Below are 22,644 nucleotides of genomic sequence, written 5' to 3'. Positions count from 1 at the left end.
CCGGCCGGGCGACGCACACATCCCCGTCATTCTCCGCTCGATCACGCCGCACGGTTGCACCTGTCGCCGTCCGTTTGTGCATCGCGTTCCGTCGGACGAATGCGCGTAACCGGCATGCCCGTTGCCACTGCATGGAACCGGTGGCAGACGCGGCGAGCGCCGCGACCGGCCCGTCCGGCGGGCCCCTGCGGCCCGCGCACGCTGGCCGGAGCCACCTCAAGCGCGGGTTTCGGCGAGATGTTAAAGTGCCCGCTACCAACGAAGCGACCAACAATCCAGCCGGTCGCGCGCGGCATTCTGCGCGCGGCCGTCACGCACTTGCGTCTCCATGTCGAACACCATGACTCACCGCCAGTCCGAACTGCTGCTGAAACGCCTCGACGCGCTGAGCTCGGGCCCGACGCGGCAGCATCTGCCCGACGGCCTGCGCGGCATCGAAAGGGAAAGCCTGCGCGTGACGCGCGACGGGATGATCGCGTTCACGCCGCATCCGCGCGCGCTCGGCTCGGCGCTCACGCATCCGGCGCTGACGACCGACTATTCCGAAGCGCTGATCGAACTGATCACGCCGGCGGAAGGCGACGCCGCGATCACGCTCGAACGTCTCGACGATCTGCATCGCTACGTGTACGCGTCGCTCGGCGACGAGATGCTGTGGAACGACTCGATGCCGGGCCTGCTGCCGGCCGACGACGAGATTCCGATCGCCGACTACGGCACGTCGAACATCGGCCGCCTGAAGACGGTGTACCGGCGCGGTCTCGCGTATCGCTACGGCCGCACGATGCAGTGCATCGCCGGCATCCACTACAACTACTCGCTGCACGAGGAAGTGTGGCGGCGCCTGCATGCGGAAGAAGGTTCGACGGCCACGCTCGTCGACTACCAGTCGGAGCGCTATCTCGCGCAGATCCGCAACTTCCGCCGCCGCAGCTGGCTGCTGATGTACCTGTTCGGCGCGTCGCCGGCGCTCGACACGAAGTTCCTGCGCGACAAGCCGCACCGGCTCGACACGTTCGACGCCGATACGCTGTACCTGCCGTATGCGACCAGCCTGCGGATGAGCGATCTCGGCTACTCGAACACGACCGCCCAGGCCGCGCTGCACGTCGACTACAACACGCTGCCCGGCTATCTCGACGCGTTGTCGAAGGCCGTGAGCGAACCGTATCCGGCGTACGAGGCGATCGGCACGCATCGCGACGGCGAGTGGATCCAGATCAACACGAACGTGCTGCAGATCGAGAACGAGTTCTACTCGACGATCCGGCCGAAGCGCGTCACGTATTCGGGCGAGCGGCCGCTGCATGCGCTCGCGTCGCGCGGCGTGCAGTACATCGAGGTGCGTTGTCTCGACATCGATCCGTTCGAGCCGACCGGCATCGCGCTGGAAACCGCGCGCTTCATCGACGCGTTCCTGCTCGCGTGCGCGCTTGACGAGAGCCCGGCGCTCGACTGTCCCGCGTACAAGGAAGCGAACGCGAACTTCGGCAGCGTGACGATGGAAGGCCGCAAGCCGGGGCTCACGCTCACGCGTGACGGCCAGCCGGTCACCCTGCAGGCGTGGGCCGACGAACTGATGGCCGATATCGAAACCGTCGGCCGCCGTCTCGACGAAATCCGCGGCGGCGACGAGCATGTGCGCGCGATCGCCGCGCAGCGCGAGAAGCTCGCCGATCCGGAGCGCACGCCGTCCGCGCGTGTGCTGCGCACGATGCGCGAGAACGGCCAGTCGTTCCTCGCGTTCGGTCTCGCGCAGAGCGAAGCGCATGCTGCGTATTTCCGCGCGCGTCCGCCGTCGGCGGACACGCTGCGCACCGAGCAGGCGCTCGCCGCGAAGTCGCTGGCCGAGCAGGCCGAGCTCGAAGCGAAGGAGGCCGGATCGTTCGACGCGTTCGTCGCGGCCTATCGTGCGTATACGCTGAACCGCTTCAGCGTGTGATGCATCACGCATCGTGCATCGCGCCGGTCGGCGCGGTGGGCGATGCGTGCCTCCCGTCGCCGGCCGGGGCGCGCCGTTGTGCGCTCGAGCCGGTTCGACCGGTCGTCAGTGATGCGCGTACGTGTCGCGATCGATTGCGGGCGGCAGCGCCGGCTTGCCCGATTCCACGTGTGCCGCCGCGCTTTCGCTGCCGTAGCCGGCGCGGTCGCCGCGTGCCTGCGCGGCACGGCGCATGATCTCCTGCATGTTGTCCGGAAAGTCGGGACTGCTTGCGAGGCTCGTCCGGTAGCCGGCGGCCTGCAATTCCACGAGTTCCTGGCGAACCTCGGCACGCGTCAGCGTCGACGCGGCCTGCGCATGGGCGGCGAAGGCCGCGCCGATCAGCACGCAGGCGCAGGCCGCCAGTTTCATCGTCTTCATCGTGTTCGCTCCGTGAGGTTCCGGTGCCGCGCCGTGGCCGGCGCGGGCGGAATCGATGCGACCAGTCTAGGCTTCGGACGCCAAACGAAACATCCCGCGGGTCGTCACGCACCTTTGCAGCATGCGCAACATTGCGCGGGGGGGCGACGTTGGGTTTCGCCGGTGAGCCGCCGGCATGCCGCGGGTGACGGGTTGCATGGCGGGCGCGACAGCGGCCGGACAGGTTCCGGTCAGCATGTGCGGCCGATCCGTATCGGGTCGTCACGCATCGGGCTTGTCCCCCTTGTACAAGCGCCGCACGCCTCCTAACCTCTTTTAAGCGACCGATCGGTTGGCCGCGCAACGTCGTTGCGTGCGCAAGCGCCTGGCCGGGGTCGTGATGGGAGAGTGAGGAGGTGAAGCGAATCCGGGGAGGATGAAGTGCCAACTCGGGTTGCTCGAATGAGGTGTGGGATCAGAGATAGCGTTGGAGCGCTTACCTTACCTAACCACGGCATGGGGGCTGAGTAAGCGCTGAAGCGCTAACTCGGACCGACCGCCGTGGGGGTGGAGTAAGCGCTGAAGCGCTAACTCCACCCAGTCACGCCATGGGACCAGAGTAAGCGCTAAAGCGCTAACTCTGGTCGACAGGAGACAAGATGAACCCAACCGAAGCCCTACCGCCCGGCATCGTCTTCGCGCAGCCGTTGACGCCCGTCGCCCATTCGCTGCTTCTGTCCTTCCTCGTCGCAGCCCTCCCGATCGTGGTCGCGCTGATCGCGCTCGGCGTGCTGCGCCGCCCTGCGTGGCAGGCGTCGCTCGCCGGCCTCGTCGCGGGCCTTGCGGTCGCGATCGGCGCATGGGGCATGCCGGCCGGGCTCGCGTTCAACGCGGTCGGCGCGGGGATGGCGCTCGCGGTCGTGCCGGTCATGTGGATCGTCTTCAACGCGCTGCTGCTGTACAACATCGCGGTGAAATCGGGCCGCTTCGACCAGTTCCGGCAGTGGATGCTCGACAACCTGCCCGACGACCGCCGCCTCGTGCTGCTCGTCGTCGCGTTCTCGTTCGGCTGCCTGCTCGAAGGGATCTCGGGATTCGGCACGCCGGTCGCGATCACGAGCGCACTGCTGATCGCGCTCGGCTTTCCCGCGCTCGAAGCGCTCACCTATACGCTGCTGTTCAACACGGCGCCCGTCGCGTTCGGCGCGCTCGGCGTGCCGATCACCGTGCTCGGCGCGGTCACGTCGCTGCCGCCCGCGACGCTCGCGCAGATGGTCGGCCGCCAGTTGCCGTTCTTCGCGCTGCTGCTGCCGTTCTACGTGGTCGGCGCATACGGCGGGCTGCGCTCCATCTCGAAGCTGTGGCCTGCGCTGCTCGTGTCGGGCGCCAGCTTCGCGCTCGCTCAGTTCGTCACGTCGAACTTCCTCGGCTACCAGCTCACCGACGTGCTGTCGTCGCTCACGTCGCTGATCGTCACGATCGGCTTCCTGCAGGTGTGGAAGCCGCAGCCCGATCCGCAATACGCGCTCGCGCGCAGCGTGCCGGCCGCGGCCGGCGCCGCGCGCGCGGGCTTCGGCGGCTGGCTGCCTTGGCTCGTCGTGTCGGTGGTCGTGATCGTGTGGGTGCACGCGAACATCGCGGCGATCGGCGACGTGAAGATCAAGTGGCCAGGGCTGCACAATGCCGTGTTCGTGTCGCTGTACCACAAGCCGTATGCGGCGATCTGGGATTTCCAGCCGCTCGGCACGGGCACCGCGATCCTGGTGTCGGCGATCGTCACGGCGGCGTTGACGCGCACCGGCGTCGGCGCATTCCTCGAATGCGTGGTGAAGACCTGGCGGCAAACATGGATCGCGATCGTCACCGTGATGATGATCGTCGGGCTCGCGTACCTGCTCAACTATTCGGGCATCAGCTACACGCTCGGCACCGGCGTCGCGTCGACGGGCGCGCTGTTCCCGCTGGTCTCCGCGTCGCTCGGCTGGATCGCAGTGTTCCTGTCCGGCAGCGACACGTCGGGCAACGCGCTGTTCGGCAACCTGCAGGTCGTCGCCGCGCGCCAGCTCGGCCTCGATCCGGTGCTGATGGCCGCGACCAACTCGTCGGGCGGCGTGATGGGCAAGATGATCTCGCCGCAGAACATCGCCACAGGCGTATCGACGACGGACCTGAAGGGGCAGGAGGGCGTCGTGTTCGCCCGCACGTTCTGGCACAGCGTGATCCTCACGCTGCTGCTCGGCGTGCTGGTGTTCCTGCAGCAGCACGTATTGACGTGGATGATTCCGGCACTGCCGAAATGACGTGAGCGCAACGACGGAAGGAAGGCACGAGGAAAGACGAGGGAAGGCGCGGGAAAAGCTCCGGTGAAGCGCGCCAGTGAAGCGCGCCAGTGAAGCACGGAACCGGCGAACGCGCGGCAGTTCAGCGCGCGTTCGCCCGCCGTGCCGTGGGGCCGGCTTCATCGGCACCGGCGGTGTCGCTGCCGTCCGGCAGGATGCACGCGAGAAACGCGTCGATCGCGGGACTCTGGCGGCGCGCCTTCAGGTAGTACACGTATTCGTCGATCGTCGTATCGACGCCGCGCAGCACGATCACGCGCAGGTCCGGATGCCGCTCGGCCTCGCCGAGCGGAAAGAGGCTGCCGCCCACGCCATGCAGGATCGCCTCGCGAATCGCTTCGCGGCTGCCGATTTCGGCGACCGATACGGCCGAAACGCCCGCGGTTTCGAGAATCGTCTCCGTGCAGCGACGCGTGACCGAGCCTTCCTCGCGAATCAGCAGCCGTACGTCGGCGAGCTGCGCCGGCTCGATCGCGTCGAAACGCGCGAGCGGATGCGAGCGATGCACGACGAGCACGAGCGGATCGGTCGAGATCACCTTGCGTTCGAGGCCGTCGGCGTCATTGCGCTGCGACGACACCGCGAGATCGATGCGGAACTCCTGCAGCGCCTGCAGGATTTCCTCGGAGTTGCCGATCCGGCACGTGAGCGCGATCGACGGATGCGCATTCGAGAAGCGGCCGACCGCATCCATGATGTAGTACGGGCCCGTCGCGCCGATCCGCAGGTGGCCTTCGAACAGCCCGCCGACATTGCGCAGCATGATGTCGGCCTGCGCTTCGAGCGCGATCATCTTCTCGACGAGCGGCAGCAGCTCGATGCCCGTGTCGGTCACCTCGAGCTTGCGGCCGCTGCGGTAGAACAGCTCGACGCCGTACACCTGCTCGACCTGCCGGATCTGCGCGGCGATCGTCGGCTGGCTCACGCCCAGGTGGCGCGCGGCGCGCGTGATGCTGCCCTGCCGGACGGTCGCGTGGAACGCCTTCAGCTGATCGAACACGACTCGGCTTCTCCCCTCTGTATCGCGCGTCAGCGTAGCGCACGCGTATGACCGCCGGATGAAAGGCGCGTCGTGCGCCGCTTCGAAAAAATTCCTGTGAATCACCCAAAGAAACCTGCGGTAACCGGTCACGGCCGGGACATGCCGGTGCGGGGTAATAACGGGCAACGCATCACCGCCGGCCCCGCTCGACCGGCGCCCCCACTTCTACCGACAACAGGGTTCTCTTCATGTCCTCGAACAATCGACGCGATTTCCTGCGCCTCGCCGCGCAGTCGGCCGGCGCGATGGCCGCCTACGCAGGCTTCCCGCCCGCGATCCGCAATGCGCTGGCGATGCCGGCCGCCTATCGCACGGGCACGATCCGCGACGTCGAACACGTCGTGATCTTCATGCAGGAAAACCGTTCGTTCGACCATTACTTCGGCGGGTTGCGCGGCGTGCGCGGCTTCAACGACCCGCGCCCGCACCTGCTGCCGAACGGCGCGCCGGTGTGGCAGCAGCCGCCGGCGTCGGTATTCACGAAGAACTACCATTCGCGCGGCCTCGATCCGTCGGCGCCGTACGTGCTGCCGTTCTACCTCGATCCGAAGCAGACGACCGAATTCCAGCCGGGCACCAACCACGGCTGGAGCAGCGGCCACCTGTCCTGGAACAACGGCCAGTGGGACCAGTGGGTGAACCAGAAGCAGGACGTGCTGACGATGGGCTACCTGAAGCGCCAGGACCTCACGTACCACTACGCGCTGGCCGACGCGTTCACGATCTGCGATTCGTACTTCTGTTCCGCGCACGCCGACACGGCGCCGAACCGCATCTACCTGTGGACCGGCACGGTCGACTCGCGCAACATCTACGGCAACCCGCCGAACGGCCCGGGCATCGGCGAGCGCGACGACGTGAACGGCTACACGTGGACGACCTATGCGGAACGCCTCGAGAACGCGAAGATCAGCTGGAAGGTGTACCAGGGCGGCACCGGCATCCCGGGCGATCCGACCGACAACTACACCGACAACTCGCTGATGTTCTTCAAGCGCTTCCAGGTGAAGGAAGGCGCCAGCGGCCCGCTGGTCGACAAGGGCGCGTCGGATCACACGCTCGCCGAACTGAAGGCCGACGTGCAGGCGAACCGGCTGCCGCAGGTGTCGTGGATCGTGGCGCCGTACAAGTACAGCGAGCACCCGCAGGCGTCGCCGACCGACGGCGCGTTCTACATCAACATGGTGCTCGAGGCGCTGACGTCGAACCCGGAGGTCTGGGCGAAGACGGTGTTCATCCTCAACTACGACGAGAACGACGGGCTGTTCGACCACGTGGTGCCGCCGGTGCCGCCGGTCACGAGCGGCGTGGGCGGCCAGGGCATCGTGTCGTCGAACCTGCTGTCGAATCTCGGCGACGAGCTGCTCGACCTGAACAAGTACCCGGGCGAAATGAGCCCGCTCGTGCCGGGCGCGGACCCGGGCGGCATCCAGCCGATCGGCCTCGGGCCGCGCGTGCCGCTGATCATCATTTCGCCGTGGACGAAGGGCGGCTGGGTCTGCTCGGAGACGTTCGACCATACGTCGGTGCTGCGTTTCCTCGAAGCGCGTTTCGGCGTGAAGGAGCCGAACATCAGCGCATGGCGCCGGTCGATCTGCGGCGACCTGACGTCCGCGTTCGACTTCTCCGCGCGCCCCGATACGCGCACGGTGAGCTTCACGGTGCCGCAGCACATCGCCACCGCCGGCCACGCGTACCAGGTGCCCGCGCAGCAGTCGATGCCCGTGCAGGAGCCCGGCACGCGGCCCGCGCGTGCGCTGCCGTACGAGCTGTTCGTGCACAGCCGCGTGAGCGGGCACGACGACACCGTGTCGCTCGACTTCGCGAACACCGGCGACGCCGGCGCGGCGTTCTACGTGTACGACCGCCGCAACCCGGCGACGCCGCCGCGCCGCTACGCGGTGTCCGCGCACGACCGCTTCGTCGACACGTGGAACACGTCGGCCGCGCGCGGCGACTACCATCTCGCGGCATACGGCCCGAACGGCTATCTGTGCGAGTTCCAGGGCAACACGCGGCTCGCCGTGGACGGCCGCCACGCGAACCCGGAGGCGAAGATCGGTTACGACGTGCGCAACCGCCACGTGTATCTGCAACTGCGCAACAGCGGGCGCGCGACGTGCCGCGTGACGGTCGACAACGCATACAGCCATGCGCCTGCGCGCACCTACACGCTGGAGCCGGGCGAGCGCGTCGAGGGGCACTTCGAGCTGTCGTCGAGTCACGGCTGGTACGATCTGACGATTACCGCGACGACGCTGCGCGGCGGCGACGACAAGGTCGTGCGCCGCTTCGCCGGCCACGTCGAGACCGGCCGGCCGAGCCAAAGCGATCCGGGGCCGGTGAAGCAGACGGCCTGACGAGGAGGCCGAGATCGTGCGGTCCGGCGTGTGCGCGCCGGCCGCGCGATTGAACTTTGGAAACTGAAAACTGTTGACAATCTGGTCGGGCGAGGGTATACAACGATCATGCGCCGATATGGCGCCCTCGTTTTCACCGCAGCTGCGCTGCCTGCCCGACCATGACCGCCCCGAACGCACTCACCGCCATCGAACTCCTGCAAAGCCAGTCGCTCGCGATGATCGTCCAGGACATGCTCGAGCGGGCGATCGTGTCAGGCGAGTACGCGCCCGGCGAGAAGCTCAACGAAGTCGATATCGCGACGAAGCTGAACGTGTCGCGCGGCCCGGTGCGCGAGGCATTCCGCGCGCTCGAGCAGGCCGGGCTGCTGCGCAACGAGAAGAACCGCGGCGTGACCGTGCGCGTCGTGCCGCTGCGCGAGGCCGAGGAGATCTACGAAGTGCGCGCGATGCTCGACGAGTCGGTCGCGCGCGCGCTCGCGAAGCGCATCTCGCCCGACACGCTGAAAGTGCTGAAGGGCATCATCCAGTCGATGAAGGACGCCGCGAAGACGCACGACGTCACGCGCTATACCGAGCTGAACGTGCAGTTTCACGACGCGATGGTGGTCGGCGTCGGCAATACGCATCTCACCGATACCTATCGCCGGCTCGTGCGCCAGCTCGGGCTGCTGCGCCAGGCGGCGATCGAGGCCGAGGAGGATGCGATCGCGGTGTCGGCGGCCGAGCACGACAAGATCGTGCAGGCGCTCGCGGCCGGCGACGAGGAAAAGGCCGTCGCGCTCGTGCGCGAGCACGTCGCACACGGCCTCGCGCGGATGCGCCGCACGCACGAGCAGGGGCTGCCGGTGGCGGGGAAGGCGGCGCGGGAGAAAGCGGGGGCGTGAGCCACCGCGTGCGTTGTCGCCGCACATAGACGACACTGGTTCGCCGGGCAGATAGCTGCGCCGAAGCAAGCGTCACGACAACCGTCTCGACGACACCCAGTCCGTCTCATCACACCTCAAGCCTTATCCGCCTTCCCCGCCGCACTCGCAAACTTCGCGAGCCACCTATCGACAATCGCCGGCTGCCGGTTCTCGTCCTCCGCGCGCTCCTTGCGGCGGATCGCGTTCCGCACCACGTGCGCACCGACATATCGGATCGGCTCCGGCGGGAACGATCCGAGCGGGCCGCGCGCGATCGGGCTGCGTGTCCACGCGTTGTCGAGGCCGAGCACGAGCGACGACAGGATCTGCCCGCCCATATACGTCGGCCCGACGCCGTTGCCCGAATAGCCGAAGCCGTAGAACACGTTCGGCGCGTCGTCGAGGCGGCCGAAGAACGGGAAGCCCGTCACCGAGCGGTCCGACGGCCCGTTCCAGCTCGCCGTGATCGGCACACCGGAAAGCGACGGGAAGAATTCGCGCAGGCTCCGCGTGAGCTGCGCCTCGTATGGCGAGCGACGGTCGAACACAGGCGCGATGCGGCTGCGCCACGAAAACGTGTTGCCGCCCTTGCCGAGCATCAGCCGCCCGTCGGCGGTGGTGCGGTAGTAGTAGACGAAGATCCGCGAATCGAGCACCGACACGCCGTCCACGAGCCCGGTCCGCTCCAGCAGCTCCGGGCATTTCTCGGTGATGACCATGTCGCTCGACACGACCGCGATCGTGCGTTCGAACTGCGGGAAGCGGCTCGCCATCCACGCATTGATCGCGAACACGAGCTTGTCCGCCCGCACGCTGCCGGACGGCGTGCGCACGACGGCCGGCTGCCCGGGCGTGAAGTCGAGCAGCGGCGTGCGTTCGTAGATCCGGATGCCCATCGCGAGCGCGACGCGGCGCAGCCCGCGCACGAGCTTGCCCGGGTGCACGGTCGCGGCGATCGGCGAGTAGACGCCGTCGAGATTGCGCGCGGAACCCGAGCGGCGCGCGACTTCGGCGGGCGGCAACGGCTCGTAGCTGTGGATTCCGCAGGCGGCGAGCGCGTCGAGCACCGGCGCGAGCGTGCCGACCTGCGCGCGCGACGTCGCTGTGTACAGCGTGCCGTCGAGCCGCAGCTCGGCATCGATGTCGTGCGCGCGGCAGAAATCGGCGATGTGCTGCACGGCCGCTTCGGATGCCTTCACGAGCCGGATCGCCTCGGCTTCGCCGAATAGCCGCCGCAGCGTCAAAAATTTCGCGGACCACGTGAGCAGGCAGCCGCCGTTGCGGCCGCTCGCGCCGGCGCCGCACAGGTCGGCCTCGACGATCGCGATGTCGAGCGCGGGGTTCTGCTGCTTCGTCTGGATCGCGGTCCAGAGCCCGGTGAAGCCGCCGCCGACGATGCACACGTCGGCCCGCGTCTCGCCTTGCAGCGCGGGGGCGAGATCGCCGTCGTTGAACAACGCGTGTTCGATCCAGAAGGGTCGCATGGAAGAGTTCGTCGAAAAGGGGGCGTGCCGCGCACGGCCCGCCAACACGGGCCGCCGCATGCGAACGTGCATGCGGCGGGGTACGTCACGTCACGTCATGTCGTCGTGCGTGACGTCAGGCGGCCGCTTCGGCCGACACGCGGCGCACGCCCATCGCGTTCAGCGTGTCGGCGATCGCTGCGACCGCACCGGGAATCCCGGCTTCGCCGAAGTGGCCGATGCAGCCCACGCGGAACGTGTCGACCTCGGTCAGCTTGCCCGGATACAGGATGTAGCCGCGCTGCTTCACTTCCTGGTAGAACCGCTTGAAGTCGTAGTTCGGATCGTCCGGCGCATGGAACGTGACGATGATCGGCGCCTGGATCGCCGGATCGAGAAACGGCCGGAAGCCGAGCGCGCGCATCCCGTCGATCAGCGCGCGATAGTTGCGCTGGTAGCGGCCGCCGCGCGCGGCGAGCCCGCCTTCGTCGATGTATTGCGCAACCGCCGCATCGAGCGCCGCGACCACGTGCGTCGGCGGCGTGAAGCGCCACTGCGTCGTGCGCTGCATGTAGACCCACTGGTCGTACAGGTCCATCGCGAGCGAGTGGCTGTTGCCCTCGCAGCGTTCGAGCGCGCTGCGCTTCGCGATCACGAAGCCGAGGCCCGGCACGCCTTCGAGGCATTTGCCGGACGCCGCGATCACCGCGTCGAACGGCGTCGTGCGCGCGTCGATGTCGATCGCGCCGAACGAGCTCATCGCATCGACGATCAGCGCGCGGCCGTGCCGCGCGACGACCTGCGCGATGTCGTGCAGCGGGTTCAGCACGCCGGCGCCGGTTTCGCAGTGCACAAGCGCGACATGCGTGATCGACGGGTCGGCCGCGAGCGCGCGCTCGACGTCGGCCGGTTCGACGCGGCGGTCCTCGCTGTAGTCGATCGTCGTCAGCGTGCGGCCGAGCACGCGGCAGATCTTCGCGAGGCGCACGCAGTACGCGCCGTTGTTCGGCACGAGCACGTGGCCGTCGCGCGGCACGAGCGTGCCGATCGCCGCTTCGACCGAGAACGTGCCGCTGCCTTGCAGCGGCACGCATTCGTGCGTGCCTGCGCCGTGCACGATCTGCAGCAGGCGTTCGCGCAGCCGCGCGGTGATCGCGTTGAAGTCGCTGTCCCACGATCCCCAGTCGCGCAGCATCGCGTCGCGCGTGGTGTCGGAGGTCGTCAGGGGGCCGGGGGTGAGCAGGATGGGCTGGGCGGCGAGCGTCATGGTGTCTCCTCGATGAAGTCGGGACGTCACGTGAATACGGTCGGAAAATCAACGGCGATGCGGGTGGCGCCACGCCTGCGTGCGGCGCAGCAGACGGTGCGAGATGCACGCGAACAGCACGCACGCGAACGACGACGTCGCGAGCACGAGCGTGGCCATCGCGGCGGCCGGACCCATCTGGCCCGCGTCGTCGAGGTTCAGGATCGCGACCGATGCGGGCTGCGTGTCGGGCGAGTAGAGGAACGCGACGGCCGAGACCGTCGTCATCCCGTTGACGAACAGGTAGCGCGCGATCAGCAGGATCGCGGGCAGGCACACGGGCACGGTCACGCGCACGAAGGTCTTGTAGAACGGCACCTTCAGCGAGGCGGACACGGCCTCGAACTCGCTGTCGATCTGCCTGAGCGCGGTGACGGCGGTGAGGTGGCTCGACGCGTAGTAGTGGACGACCGTGACGATCGCGAGCAGCCACAGCGACCCGTACAGCCCGTTCAGTGGATTGCCGGGCGCGTTGAACAGGAAGATGTAGCTGATGCCGAGCACGAGCCCCGGCACGCCCATCGGCAGGATCGCGCACAGCGCGATGAAGCCGCGCAGCCAGCGCGCGCCGCGGGTCTTCTCGATCAGGTACGCACCGCCGAACACGACGATCGTGCCGCCGAGCGCGACGGTCGCGGCCATCCGCAGGCTGTTCTTGTACGCATCGAAGATGCCGGCGCCGATCAGCCCCATCTCGTAGTGCTGCAGCCCGACGCTCATCTGGTACGGCCAGAACTTCACGAACGACGCGAACACCGAGATGCCGACCACCGCGACGAAGAACGCGCACACGAGCGCGCAGTACGCAAGCATCGCGGCGTCGAAGCCGCGCGACGGCTTCGGCTGGTACGGCGTCGAGCGCGCGCCGAGCTGCGACTGCTGGCGACGGCGGACGAAGAAGTCGACGCCGAACGCGACGAGGGCGGGGCACAGCAGCATCAGGCTCACGACCGCGCTGCGGTTGAAGTCCTGCAGCCCGATGATCAGCTTGTAGATGTCGGTCGACAGCACGTTGTACGAGCCGCCGATCACGACCGGCACGCCGAAGTCGTTGATGCACATCGTGAACGCGACCATCGTCGCGCTGATCAGCCCGTACTTCGCACCGGGCAGCGTGATCGTGAAGAACTTGCGGATGCGGCGCGTGCCCATCGCGTCGGCGGCCTCGTAGAGCCGGCCGTCGGCGAGCGACAGCGCGGTGACGAGGATCATCAGCACGTGCGGGAACGATGCGTACACCATGCTCAGCACGATGCCCGGCAGCCCGTAGATCGAATGGCCGTGCAGCAGCGGCTTGAGCAGCCCCGCGTTGCCGAACCAGTAGATGAACGACACCGCGGACAGCAGCGTGGGCGCGAGCAGCGGCAGCAGCGCGATCGTGCGCGCCGCGTTCTTCAGCGGTATGCACGAGCGCGTCAGCGCATACGCGAACGTGAACGCCATCGGCACGACGATCGACGTGACGAGCGCGCCGACCGTCAGCGAATGCAGCATCGAGCGCAGCACGCCGCTGTCCTCGAGATACTCGACGAAGTTGTGCGCGCCGACGAAACGCCCGTCCGCGTCGACGAAGCATTTCTGCACGACGAGCGCGAGCGGCAGCAGCAGGAACGTCGACATCAGCGCGGCCATCGCGACGAGCGCGAGCTGCGCGATGCGGTCGTGCCAGTGCGTGATCTGCCGCACGTCGGCGGGGGCGCAGGCGCCGCGGCGGCGCTCGGTCAGGACGGTGCTCATTGCAGTCGCTCCTTCGCGCTCGGGAACACGCGGACATGCTCGCGATCGAGCGCGAGGTCGATGCGCGCGCCGGCCTGCACGCCGGTGCGGTCGACGTCGTGATACGACAGGTCGGCGACGATTTCCTGGCCGTCGAGCCCGTCGATCCGGAAGCTCACGCGGCAGAACGCGCCGAGGAATTCGAGCTTTTCGACGCGGCCGGCCAGCACGTTGTCGGCCGTCTCGCCCGGCACGCGAATGCGCAGGTCCTCGGGGCGCACGTACACCGATACCGCCGCGCCCTGCGCTGGGCGTGTCGCGCCATGGCGGCAGTCGAGGCCGACCGCGCCCGCGCGCAGCGTGCCGTCGTGCGCGACTTCGGCGGGAATCGTGTTGACGCGGCCGATGAAGTCCGCGACGAACGGCGACGCGGGCTGCCGGTAGATTTCGAGCGGCGTGCCGATCTGCTCGATCACGCCGTGGTTCATCACGACGATGCGGTCGGCCATCGACAGCGCTTCTTCCTGGTCGTGCGTGACCATGATCGTCGTCACGCCGAGCCGCTGCTGCAGCGCGCGGATTTCCTGGCGCAGCCGCACGCGCACGCGCGCATCGAGCGCCGACAGCGGCTCGTCGAGCAGCAGCAGACCGGGAGAGGTGGCGAGCGCGCGCGCCAGCGCGATGCGCTGCTGCTGGCCGCCGGACAACTGGCCCGGATGCTTGCGATGGCTGTCGGGCAGGCCGACGAGCGCGAGCAGCGTGTGCACGCGCTCGTGGATCGCGTCGCGCTTCATCCTGCGGTTCACGAGCCCGTACGCGACGTTGTCGTACACGGTGAGGTTCGGGAACAGCGCATACGACTGGAACACGATCCCGTAGTCGCGCAGTTGCGGCGGCAGACGCGAGATGTCGCGGCCGTCCTGCATGATGTGGCCGGCGTTCTGCGTCTCGAGCCCCGCGATGATCCGCAGCAGCGTGGTCTTCCCGCAGCCGGACGGCCCGAGGAAGCAGATCATTTCGCCCTTCATCACGCTCAGGTTGATGTCGGTGAGGACCTGCGTGTCGTTGTACCGCTTCTCGATGCGTTCTACGCTCAGATAAGGTGCCATGCGCGCCTCCATGCTGGGGCGGCCCGGGGGCCGGATTCCACGAAGAAAAGGGGGGCGCGGGGCGGCGCGCGGCGCGGCCCCGCTGCCGGTCGCGGCATTACTGCTGCGCTTTCGCGCCGTAGCGCTTCTGCCACGTATCGAGAATCGACTGGCGGTTCTTCGCCGACCATACGAAGTCGTTCTTCACGAGCAGGTCCGCGTAGTTGTCGGGAATGCCCGCGAGCTTGCGCGCGACGCCCGGGTACGCGACGATCGCCCACCAGCGCGCGGTGATCTGGTTCGCGTCCTTGCTCGCCATGAAGTCGGCGAGTTTCTTCGCGGCATCGGGCTGCTTCGTCGTCTTCATGATCGCCGTGCCCTCCATGTCCCAGCCGAGCCCTTCCTTCGGGAACACGAGATCGATCGGCGCGCCTTGCGACTGCAACTCGTGGCCGCGGAACTCGAACGAGATGCCGATCGGGAATTCGCCGGTGCCGGCGAGCGTGCAGGGCTTCGAGCCCGAATGCACGTACTGCGCGACGTTCTTGTCGAGCGCATCCATGAACTTCCAGCCCTTGTCGTCGCCGAAGGTCTGCAGCCATGCGGTCACGTCGAGATAGCCGGTGCCGGACGAAACCGGGCTCGGCATCACGATCGCGCCTTTGTAGACGGGCTTCGTCAGGTCTTCCCACGACGTCGGTTTCGGAATGCCCTTCGCCTGCGCGGCGACGCGGTTGTAGCAGATCGTCGCGCCCCACACGTCCATGCCGACCCAGTGCGGCGGCGTGTTCGCATCGCTGTACTTGCGCGTGAGCTGGTCGAAGCCCTTCGGCGCGTACGGCAGCAGCATGCCCTGCAGGTCGAGCAGCGTGAGGCTCGACGCGGCGAGGCCGAGCACGACGTCCGCGCGCGGGTTGTTCTTCTCCGCGAGCAGCTTCGCGGTGACCGAGCCGGTCGAGTCGCGCACCCAGCGGATCTCGATATCGGGGTTCGCTTTCTCGAACGCGTCCTTGTAGGGCTTCATCGCCTCGTCTTCCAGCGCGGTATAGACGAGCAGCGACGTCTTCGCGTGCGCCGCCTGCGCGGCGCCGAGCGCGACCGCCGCGGCCAGCGCGACGCGCACGGCACCCGCCGCCCATGCATTCAAACGCTTGTTTACCGGCACTTCGTTCATCTTCAGACCCCTTGACTGTGGCGCCGCGGCACACGGCGGATGAGTGGAGACCAGCCCTCTTGCTGCTACGTTGTTTTGCTTTCTGTTCTCTGCATGTTGTTGACAATCTACAAATCATCAATTTTAATGTCAAGCATGGAAAACACCTCCTTCGGCGCGACGCGGGCGCCGACGGCTCTACCCTTCGACCTGAAAGGAATGAACGTCATGACTGAAACGCCTGTATCCGTGGAAGTGAACGGCCGCCGCTACAACTGGATGAGCCGGCCGGTGGTGGTCGTGTGCGTCGACGGCTGCGCATACGAATATCTGGAAGAAGCCGCCGAGGCCGGCGTCGCGCCGTTCCTGCGCACGCTGCTGAAGCCGGGCACGGCGCTCAAGGGCGAGTGCGTGGTGCCGAGCTTCACGAACCCGAACAACCTGTCGATCGTGACCGGCGTGCCGCCGGCGGTCCACGGGATCAGCGGCAACTACTTCTACGATCGCGACACCGGCGCCGAGGTGCTGATGAACGATCCGAAGTACCTGGTCGCGCCCACCGTGCTCGCGACCTTTGCGGAGCAGGGCGCGAAGGTCGCGGTCGTCACCGCGAAGGACAAGTTGCGCCGCCTGCTCGGCAAGGGGCTGAAGGGCATCTGCTTCTCATCGGAAAAGGCCGACGAGGCTAGCGTCGAGGAAAACGGCATCGACAACGTGCTCGAACTGGTCGGCAAGCCGGTGCCGAGCGTGTACAGCGCGGACCTGTCGGAATTCGTGTTCGCGGCCGGCGTGCGGCTGCTCGAAACGCGCCCGATCGACCTGATGTACCTGTCGACCACCGACTACGTGCAGCACAAGTGCGCGCCCGGCACGGAAGGCGCGAACGCGTTCTACGCGATGATGGACACGTACCTGCAGCGTCTCGACGAGCTCGGCGCGATCGTCGCGATCACGGCCGACCACGGGATGAACGCGAAGCACGACGATGAAACCGGCGAGCCGAACGTGATCTACCTGCAGGAGCTGTTCGACGAATGGCTCGGCCACGACGCGGCGCGCGTGATCCTGCCGATCACCGACCCGTACGTCGTGCATCACGGCGCACTCGGCTCGTTCGCGACCGTCTACGTGCCGGCGACGGCCGATGCCGACGCGTTGCGCGCACGGCTCGCCGCGGTCGACGGCATCGAGGTCGTGCTGACGGGCGCCGAGGGCTGCGCGCGCTTCGAGCTGCCGCCCGCGCGGATGGGCGACCTGATCGTGATCTCGAAGCAGGACGTCGTGCTCGGCACGCGCCGCATCAAGCACGACCTGTCGGGCCTCGACGTGCCGCTGCGCTCGCACGGCGGGCTCTCCGAGCAGATCGTGCCGCTGATCTTCAGCAAGCCGGTCGCGAGCGACGTCACGGGCCGCGCGCGGCTGCGCAACTTCGACATCATCGACATCGCGCTCAACCATCTGCAGTGATGCAGTTGCACCCTCGAGGGGACACACTCATGAACGCCATTGCAGAACCGACGGCCGCCACCGACATCCGACGCGAAGCACTGCGAATCGACGGCGAGCGCATTCATCGCGACGCGGTGATCGAAGTGCGCAACCCGTACGACGGCGCGCTGGTCGGCACCGTGCCGAAGGCGACGCTGGACGACGTGCGGCGCGCGTTCGCCGCCGCGCGTGCGTACCGGCCGACGCTCACGCGCCACGATCGCGCGGCGATCCTGCGCCGCGCGGCCGACATCGTGCGCGCGCGCACCGCGGAGATTGCCGCGCTGATCACGGCCGAGGCCGGCCTGTGCATCAAGGATTCGACGTACGAGGCCGGCCGCGTGGCCGACGTGCTGACGTTCGGCGCCGGCGAAGTGCTGAAGGACGACGGGCAGATCTTCTCGTGCGACCTGACCCCGCACGGCAAGAAGCGCCGCGTGTACACGCAGCGCGACCCGCTGCTCGGCGTGATTTCCGCGATCACGCCGTTCAACCATCCGATGAACCAGGTCGCGCACAAGATCGTGCCGTCGGTCGCGACCAACAACCGGATCGTCGTGAAGCCGTCGGAGAAGGTGCCGCTGTCGTGCTACCTGTTCGCGGACATCCTGTACGAAGCCGGCCTGCCGCCGCAGATGCTGCAGGTGATCACCGGCGACCCGAAGGAAATCGCCGACGAACTGATCACGAACCCGGCGATCGACCTGATCACGTTCACGGGCGGCGTGTCGATCGGCAAGTCGATCGCATCGCGCATGGGCTACCGGCGCGCGGTGCTCGAACTCGGCGGCAACGATCCGATCATCGTGATGGAAGACGCCGATCTCGACGAAGCGAGCACGCTCGCGGTGTCGGGTTCGTACAAGAATTCGGGGCAGCGCTGCACCGCGATCAAGCGGATGCTCGTGCACGAGTCGGTGGCCGATCGTTTCACCGAACTCGTGGTCGAGAAGACGCGCGCATGGTCGTACGGCAATCCGTCCGATCCGGCAGTGGACATGGGCACGGTGATCGACGAGGCGGCCGCGAAGTTCTGCGAGCAGCAGGTGAACGACGCGATCGCGCGCGGCGCGCGGCTGCTGGTCGGCAACGTGCGCGACGGCGCGCTGTATGCGCCGACGGTGATCGACCGCGTGACGCCCGACATGCCGGTCGTGAAATACGAGACCTTCGGCCCGGTGTCGCCGATCATGCGCTTTCGCGACATCGACGACGCGATCCGGATGTCGAACAGCACCGACTATGCGCTGTCGTCGTCGGTCTGCACGAACCGCTTCGACCACATCACGCGCTTCATCACCGAGCTGGAAGTCGGCAGCGTGAACGTGCGCGAGGTGCCCGGCTACCGGCTCGAACTGACGCCGTTCGGCGGCGTGAAGGATTCGGGGCTCGGGTACAAGGAAGGCGTGCAGGAAGCGATGAAGAGCTTCACGAATACGAAGACGTATTCGCTGCCGTGGTAAGTGGGGCATAAGCCGCGCGCACCGGTTTCTCGGCCGGTGCGCGCGTTATTCGATCGGCTCATATCGTTAGCCGATTTGCGTTTTTGCCGGGCCTCGACGCGTCGGTAGAATTCGCGGACCTCTCGAACGGCATGCACGTGCCGCGGGATCATTCCCTCCAATCATTCGGGGTCCGCACCATGAAATTCCTTCGCTCCATCCTGGTCGTCGCAGCGCTGCAGGCCGTTGCGGTCACGAGCGCACTCGCCGCCGACGACCTGTCGCAGATCAAGTCGTCCGGCGTGTTCCGGGTCGGTACCGAAGGCACCTACGCGCCGTTCACGTATCACGACGAAACCGGCAAGCTGACGGGCTTCGACGTCGATATCGCCAGCGCGATCGCGCAGCGTCTCGGCGTGAAGCCGCAGTTCGTCGAAGGCAAGTGGGACGGGCTGATCGCGGGCCTCGACGTGAACCGCTACGACGCGGTCGTCAACGAAGTGTCGATCACCGATGCGCGCAAGGCGAAATACGATTTCTCGACGCCGTACATCACGTCGCACGCGGTGCTGATCGTACGCGCGGACAACACGACGATCCGCTCGTTCGACGACCTCAAGGGCAAGAAATCCGCGAACACGCTGACCAGCAATTTCGGCAAGCTCGCGGCCGCGCACGGCGCGGACGTCGTGCCGGTGCAGGGCTTCAACGAATCGATCGACCTGCTGAGCTCGGGGCGCGTCGACGCGACGATCAACGATTCGCTGTCGTACCTCGATTTCCGCAAGCACAAGCCGGACGCGAAACTGAAGATCGCGGCGACCGACACGGGCGGCGCCGGCGACGCATCGGGCGTGCTGCTGCGCAAGGGCAGCCCCGCGCTGGTGGCCGCGATCGACAAGGCACTCGCGGACATCAAGGCCGACGGCACGTACGCGAAGATCTCGCAGAAGTATTTCGGCCGCGACGTGTCGCAGCCGTGACGCGAGGCTGAACGATGCCGGCCTGGCTTCACCTGATGGCGGAATCGCTGCGGCCCCTGCTCGTCGCGGGGCTCGTGTTCACGGTGCCGCTCACGCTCGCGTCGTTCGCGATCGGCCTGCTGCTCGCCTTCGGCGCGGCGCTCGTGCGGCTGTTCGGGCCGCGCTGGGCGCAGGCCGTCGTGCGTGGCTATATCTGGCTGTTTCGCGGCTCGCCGCTGCTCGTGCAGCTGTTCGTGATTTTCTACGGCCTGCCGAGCGTCGGCATCGTGCTCGATCCGCTGACGGCCGCCGTGATCGGCTTCTCGCTGAACGTCGGCGCGTACAACGCCGAGGTGATCCGCGGCGTGATCGAATCGATCCCGAAGGGGCAGTGGGAAGCCGCATACTCGATGGCGATGACGCGCTCGCAGGCGCTGCGCCGCGCGATCCTGCCGCAAGCCGCGCGCGTTGCGCTGCCGGCCCTGTCGAATTCGTTCATTTCGCTCGTGAAGGACACGTCGCTCGCGGCCGTGCTGACCGTACCGGAAATCTTCCAGGCCGCGCAGCGGATCGCGGCCGTGACCTACGAGCCGATGATTCTCTATACGGAAGCCGCGCTGATCTATCTGCTGCTCAGCTCGGTGCTGTCCACGCTGCAGCGTCGCCTCGAAGCCCGTTTCGGCCGTCACGCGATGTTCCAGGCGGAGTGGCGATGATCCGGCTCGAACGCATCGACAAGTCGTTCGGCGCGCAGCGTGTATTGCACGGGATCGACCTCGCGTTGCAGCCCGGCAGCGTGACCGCGCTGATCGGGCCGTCCGGCAGCGGCAAGAGCACGCTGCTGCGCTGCGTGAACCTGCTCGAAGTGCCCGAGGCGGGCTCGCTGACGGTCGGCGACACGCGTATCGATTTCTCGCCGGCGCACCGGCCGCCGCGCGACGCGGTGTTCGCGGTGCGGCGCCAGACCGGTATGGTGTTCCAGAATTTTCAGCTGTTTCCGCACCTGAGCGTCGTGCAGAACGTGATGGAAGGGCTCGTCACCGTGCAGCGCTGGCCGCGCGAACGGGCGCGCGAACGCGCGCTCGCGCTGCTCGAGAAGGTCGGCATCGCGGACAAGGCCGACGCGTGGCCGGGCACGCTGTCGGGCGGCCAGCAGCAACGCGTCGCGATCGCGCGTGCGCTCGCGCCGTCGCCGCAGGTGCTGCTGTGCGACGAGCCGACGTCGGCGCTCGATCCGGAGCTCTCCGTCGAGGTCGTCGAAGTGCTGCGCCAGCTCGCGCGCGAAGGCACGACGATGCTGATGGCGACGCACGACCTGCGCCTCGCCGCGTCGATCGCGCACGACGCGGTGTTTCTCGCGCAGGGGCGCGTGGTCGAGGCCGGTGCGTCGCGCGACCTGTTCGGCGATCCGCGCGATCCGCGCACCGCGAAGTTCATCTCGACGCTCGCGCAGCGCGTGCCGGTGTTCTGACGCGGCATGCGAAAAACGGCATGCGGTACGGCGGGCGTCAGCCTTGCCCTGCCCCGTCGAGCACGGCCGCGACGATCGCCTCCGGCGCATCTTCCTGCACCAGATGGCCCGCGCGCGGCACCCGGATCAACCGGCCGTTCGCGATGCGATCGGCCAGCGCCTGCCCCTGTTCGAGCGGAATCCACGCGTCGTCCTCGCCCCACACGATGCGCACCGGAAAGTCCGGCGGCGCGTAACGGGCCTCGGCTTCCTCGATGTAGCGCTGGCGCATCTGCGCGATCTGGCGATAGAACGCCGCCTGACCGGCCGGCGTGAGCCACGGTGCGCGGTAGATCGACAGCGCGTCGTCGCTCAGCGGCCGGGCGACCGCATTGCCGAGATAGGCCGACACGAGCGCGTGATGCGCATACGCGGGCAATCCGGTGAATGCGGCTTCGTGCTGCGCGACGTGGCGCACGAACGGCGAACCCTGCGGCGCGATCGCGACCGGATTCACGAGCGTGAGGTCCGCATACGCGATGCCGTCGAGGAAGTGCGCGCGCAGCACGGTCGCGCCGCCGTAGTCGTGCGCGAGCACGCGCGGACGCGAAATGCGCCATGCGTCGAGCAGCGCGCCGAACAGTCCGTTCTGGCGGCCGAGCGACACGTCGGCGTCGGGCATGTCGGATTGACCGTAGCCGAGCAGGTCATAGAAGAACACACGATGACGCCGCGCAAGCCACGGTGCGATCCGGCGCCACACCTGCGACGAGAACGGCGTGCCGTGCACGAGCACGAGCGGGGGGCCTTCGCCGATCGCGCCCCACGCGATCCGGTGACCTTCGAAAATGAAGCGGTTGGCGAGTTCGAGCATCGGTATCTCCGTGCTAACCTGTTTTGGTTGTTAACAGGTTACGCCGGATTTCCCGGGATTGAAACCGATAGGTGGAAATAAATGGTTACTCGACACGCGCCCGTGCCACCTGCGCACGAATGGACGGCAGCCGATTTCGTCGGCGGCCATCCTGCGCTCGACTTCCTCAACACGGTGGCCGACACGGGCAAGACGCGCGATGCGGACAAGCTCGTCGACTGGCCGCACGTGCATGCATGGGCGGAACGAGCGGGGCTGCTGGCGCCGGCCGATCTGGCGCGGCTGCTGCGTCACGCGCGGCAGGACGACGCCGATGCGCTGGCGGCGCTGCACGATTTTCGCGAGGACGCTTACACCGCGGTCGCGTACCTGACGGCCGGAGGCGGCGGCACGGCCGGCGCGCGCGCGGCGCAGCGGCTTGCCGCTGCGATCCGCGACGCGACCGGGCGCAGCGCGTTCGATGCGGTCGACGGCCGCTTCGCGTGGCGGCCCGATGCGCGCGCCGCGTCGCGCTGGGTCGATGCGGCCGCACTCGGCTTCGAGCAACTGCTGCGCAGCGACGATTTCGCGCGCGTGCGGCAGTGCGGCCGGTGCACGTGGTTCTTCGTCGATCGCGGCCGCGGCGTCGGGCGGCGCTGGTGCGACATGCGCACGTGCGGAAATCGCGCGAAGGTAGAGGCGTTCAGGGAGCGGTGACGCGCGCGTCGCGCCG

General features: G+C 67.7%; 18 protein-coding genes. 10 read left to right on the top strand and 8 right to left on the bottom strand.

Translation table 11 applies throughout. The features are described from left to right. Nucleotides 1-328: 328 nt before the first annotated feature. On the top strand, nucleotides 329-1,942 hold the full coding sequence (gene gshA, locus WJ16_RS16010; protein ID WP_069257886.1) for a glutamate--cysteine ligase: 1,614 nt from the start codon (nucleotides 329-331) through the stop codon (nucleotides 1,940-1,942). Between the two features lie 105 nt (nucleotides 1,943-2,047). Here the strand turns inward: gshA and WJ16_RS16005 are convergent, their stop codons facing one another. Then, the gene (locus WJ16_RS16005; protein WP_069257885.1) at nucleotides 2,048-2,362 is read right to left on the bottom strand and encodes a DUF4148 domain-containing protein; all 315 of its coding nucleotides are present in this window, start codon (nucleotides 2,360-2,362) and stop codon (nucleotides 2,048-2,050) included. A gap of 638 nt (nucleotides 2,363-3,000) precedes the next feature. Between WJ16_RS16005 and WJ16_RS16000 the strand changes: the two genes are divergently transcribed. After that, nucleotides 3,001-4,641: an L-lactate permease gene (locus WJ16_RS16000; RefSeq protein WP_069257884.1), complete on the top strand. Its 1,641-nt coding sequence runs from the start codon at nucleotides 3,001-3,003 to the stop codon at nucleotides 4,639-4,641. Nucleotides 4,642-4,762: 121 nt separating this feature from the next. Here the strand turns inward: WJ16_RS16000 and WJ16_RS15995 are convergent, their stop codons facing one another. Then, nucleotides 4,763-5,680, bottom strand: coding sequence for a LysR family transcriptional regulator (locus WJ16_RS15995; RefSeq protein WP_069257883.1), 918 nt, complete (start codon nucleotides 5,678-5,680; stop codon nucleotides 4,763-4,765). 230 nt (nucleotides 5,681-5,910) lie between these two features. Between WJ16_RS15995 and WJ16_RS15990 the strand changes: the two genes are divergently transcribed. Both WJ16_RS15990 and WJ16_RS15985 read left to right on the top strand, forming a co-directional pair. Continuing rightward, nucleotides 5,911-8,082: a phosphocholine-specific phospholipase C gene (locus WJ16_RS15990; RefSeq protein ID WP_069257882.1), complete on the top strand. Its 2,172-nt coding sequence runs from the start codon at nucleotides 5,911-5,913 to the stop codon at nucleotides 8,080-8,082. Between the two features lie 161 nt (nucleotides 8,083-8,243). Then, nucleotides 8,244-8,969, top strand: coding sequence for a phosphonate utilization associated transcriptional regulator (locus WJ16_RS15985; RefSeq protein ID WP_069257881.1), 726 nt, complete (start codon nucleotides 8,244-8,246; stop codon nucleotides 8,967-8,969). A gap of 116 nt (nucleotides 8,970-9,085) precedes the next feature. Here the strand turns inward: WJ16_RS15985 and WJ16_RS15980 are convergent, their stop codons facing one another. The 5 genes from WJ16_RS15980 to WJ16_RS15960 form a co-directional block, all read right to left on the bottom strand. Further along, nucleotides 9,086-10,474 carry an FAD-dependent oxidoreductase gene (locus WJ16_RS15980; RefSeq protein ID WP_069257880.1) on the bottom strand — a complete coding sequence of 463 codons (1,389 nt, stop codon included), beginning with the start codon at nucleotides 10,472-10,474 and terminating at the stop codon, nucleotides 9,086-9,088. Between the two features lie 115 nt (nucleotides 10,475-10,589). Beyond that, on the bottom strand, nucleotides 10,590-11,720 hold the full coding sequence (locus WJ16_RS15975) for a 2-aminoethylphosphonate--pyruvate transaminase (RefSeq protein WP_069257879.1): 1,131 nt from the start codon (nucleotides 11,718-11,720) through the stop codon (nucleotides 10,590-10,592). Between the two features lie 48 nt (nucleotides 11,721-11,768). After that, complete coding sequence (locus WJ16_RS15970; protein WP_069257878.1) at nucleotides 11,769-13,496, bottom strand: putative 2-aminoethylphosphonate ABC transporter permease subunit; 1,728 nt, start codon at nucleotides 13,494-13,496, stop codon at nucleotides 11,769-11,771. Further along, on the bottom strand, nucleotides 13,493-14,584 hold the full coding sequence (locus tag WJ16_RS15965; protein ID WP_069258099.1) for a putative 2-aminoethylphosphonate ABC transporter ATP-binding protein: 1,092 nt from the start codon (nucleotides 14,582-14,584) through the stop codon (nucleotides 13,493-13,495). The genes WJ16_RS15970 and WJ16_RS15965 overlap by 4 nt, the downstream gene beginning before the upstream one ends. Before the next feature lie 97 nt (nucleotides 14,585-14,681). Continuing rightward, nucleotides 14,682-15,737 carry a putative 2-aminoethylphosphonate ABC transporter substrate-binding protein gene (locus WJ16_RS15960; protein ID WP_069257877.1) on the bottom strand — a complete coding sequence of 352 codons (1,056 nt, stop codon included), beginning with the start codon at nucleotides 15,735-15,737 and terminating at the stop codon, nucleotides 14,682-14,684. A 207-nt stretch (nucleotides 15,738-15,944) separates the two neighbouring features. On the opposite strand from WJ16_RS15960, the gene phnA reads away from it, so the two are divergent. The 5 genes from phnA (at nucleotide 15,945) to WJ16_RS15935 (ending at nucleotide 21,079) form a co-directional block, all read left to right on the top strand. Further along, complete coding sequence (gene phnA, locus WJ16_RS15955) at nucleotides 15,945-17,183, top strand: phosphonoacetate hydrolase (protein WP_069258098.1); 1,239 nt, start codon at nucleotides 15,945-15,947, stop codon at nucleotides 17,181-17,183. Nucleotides 17,184-17,212: 29 nt separating this feature from the next. Further along, nucleotides 17,213-18,667: a phosphonoacetaldehyde dehydrogenase gene (gene phnY, locus WJ16_RS15950; RefSeq protein WP_069257876.1), complete on the top strand. Its 1,455-nt coding sequence runs from the start codon at nucleotides 17,213-17,215 to the stop codon at nucleotides 18,665-18,667. Nucleotides 18,668-18,846: 179 nt separating this feature from the next. Continuing rightward, a complete protein-coding gene (locus tag WJ16_RS15945; protein ID WP_069258097.1) occupies nucleotides 18,847-19,629 on the top strand; it encodes an amino acid ABC transporter substrate-binding protein in 783 nt (260 codons plus the stop codon). 14 nt (nucleotides 19,630-19,643) lie between these two features. After that, nucleotides 19,644-20,324: an amino acid ABC transporter permease gene (locus WJ16_RS15940; RefSeq protein ID WP_069257875.1), complete on the top strand. Its 681-nt coding sequence runs from the start codon at nucleotides 19,644-19,646 to the stop codon at nucleotides 20,322-20,324. Continuing rightward, a complete protein-coding gene (locus WJ16_RS15935; RefSeq protein WP_069258096.1) occupies nucleotides 20,321-21,079 on the top strand; it encodes an amino acid ABC transporter ATP-binding protein in 759 nt (252 codons plus the stop codon). The genes WJ16_RS15940 and WJ16_RS15935 overlap by 4 nt, the downstream gene beginning before the upstream one ends. Nucleotides 21,080-21,116: 37 nt before the next feature. Here the strand turns inward: WJ16_RS15935 and WJ16_RS15930 are convergent, their stop codons facing one another. Further along, nucleotides 21,117-21,932, bottom strand: a complete 816-nt coding sequence (locus WJ16_RS15930; RefSeq protein WP_069257874.1) for an alpha/beta fold hydrolase — start codon at nucleotides 21,930-21,932, stop codon at nucleotides 21,117-21,119. 81 nt (nucleotides 21,933-22,013) lie between these two features. Between WJ16_RS15930 and WJ16_RS15925 the strand changes: the two genes are divergently transcribed. Then, nucleotides 22,014-22,628 (top strand): CGNR zinc finger domain-containing protein, encoded by a 615-nt coding sequence (locus WJ16_RS15925; protein ID WP_069257873.1) that lies wholly within the window; start codon nucleotides 22,014-22,016, stop codon nucleotides 22,626-22,628. The last annotated feature ends 16 nt before the right edge of the window (nucleotides 22,629-22,644 follow it).

It is taken from the genome of Burkholderia metallica (assembly GCF_001718555.1).
Classification (GTDB): domain Bacteria; phylum Pseudomonadota; class Gammaproteobacteria; order Burkholderiales; family Burkholderiaceae; genus Burkholderia; species Burkholderia metallica.
The sequence above is the reverse complement of the archived record's forward strand: the minus strand, read 5'-3'. Positions and strand labels throughout refer to the sequence as shown.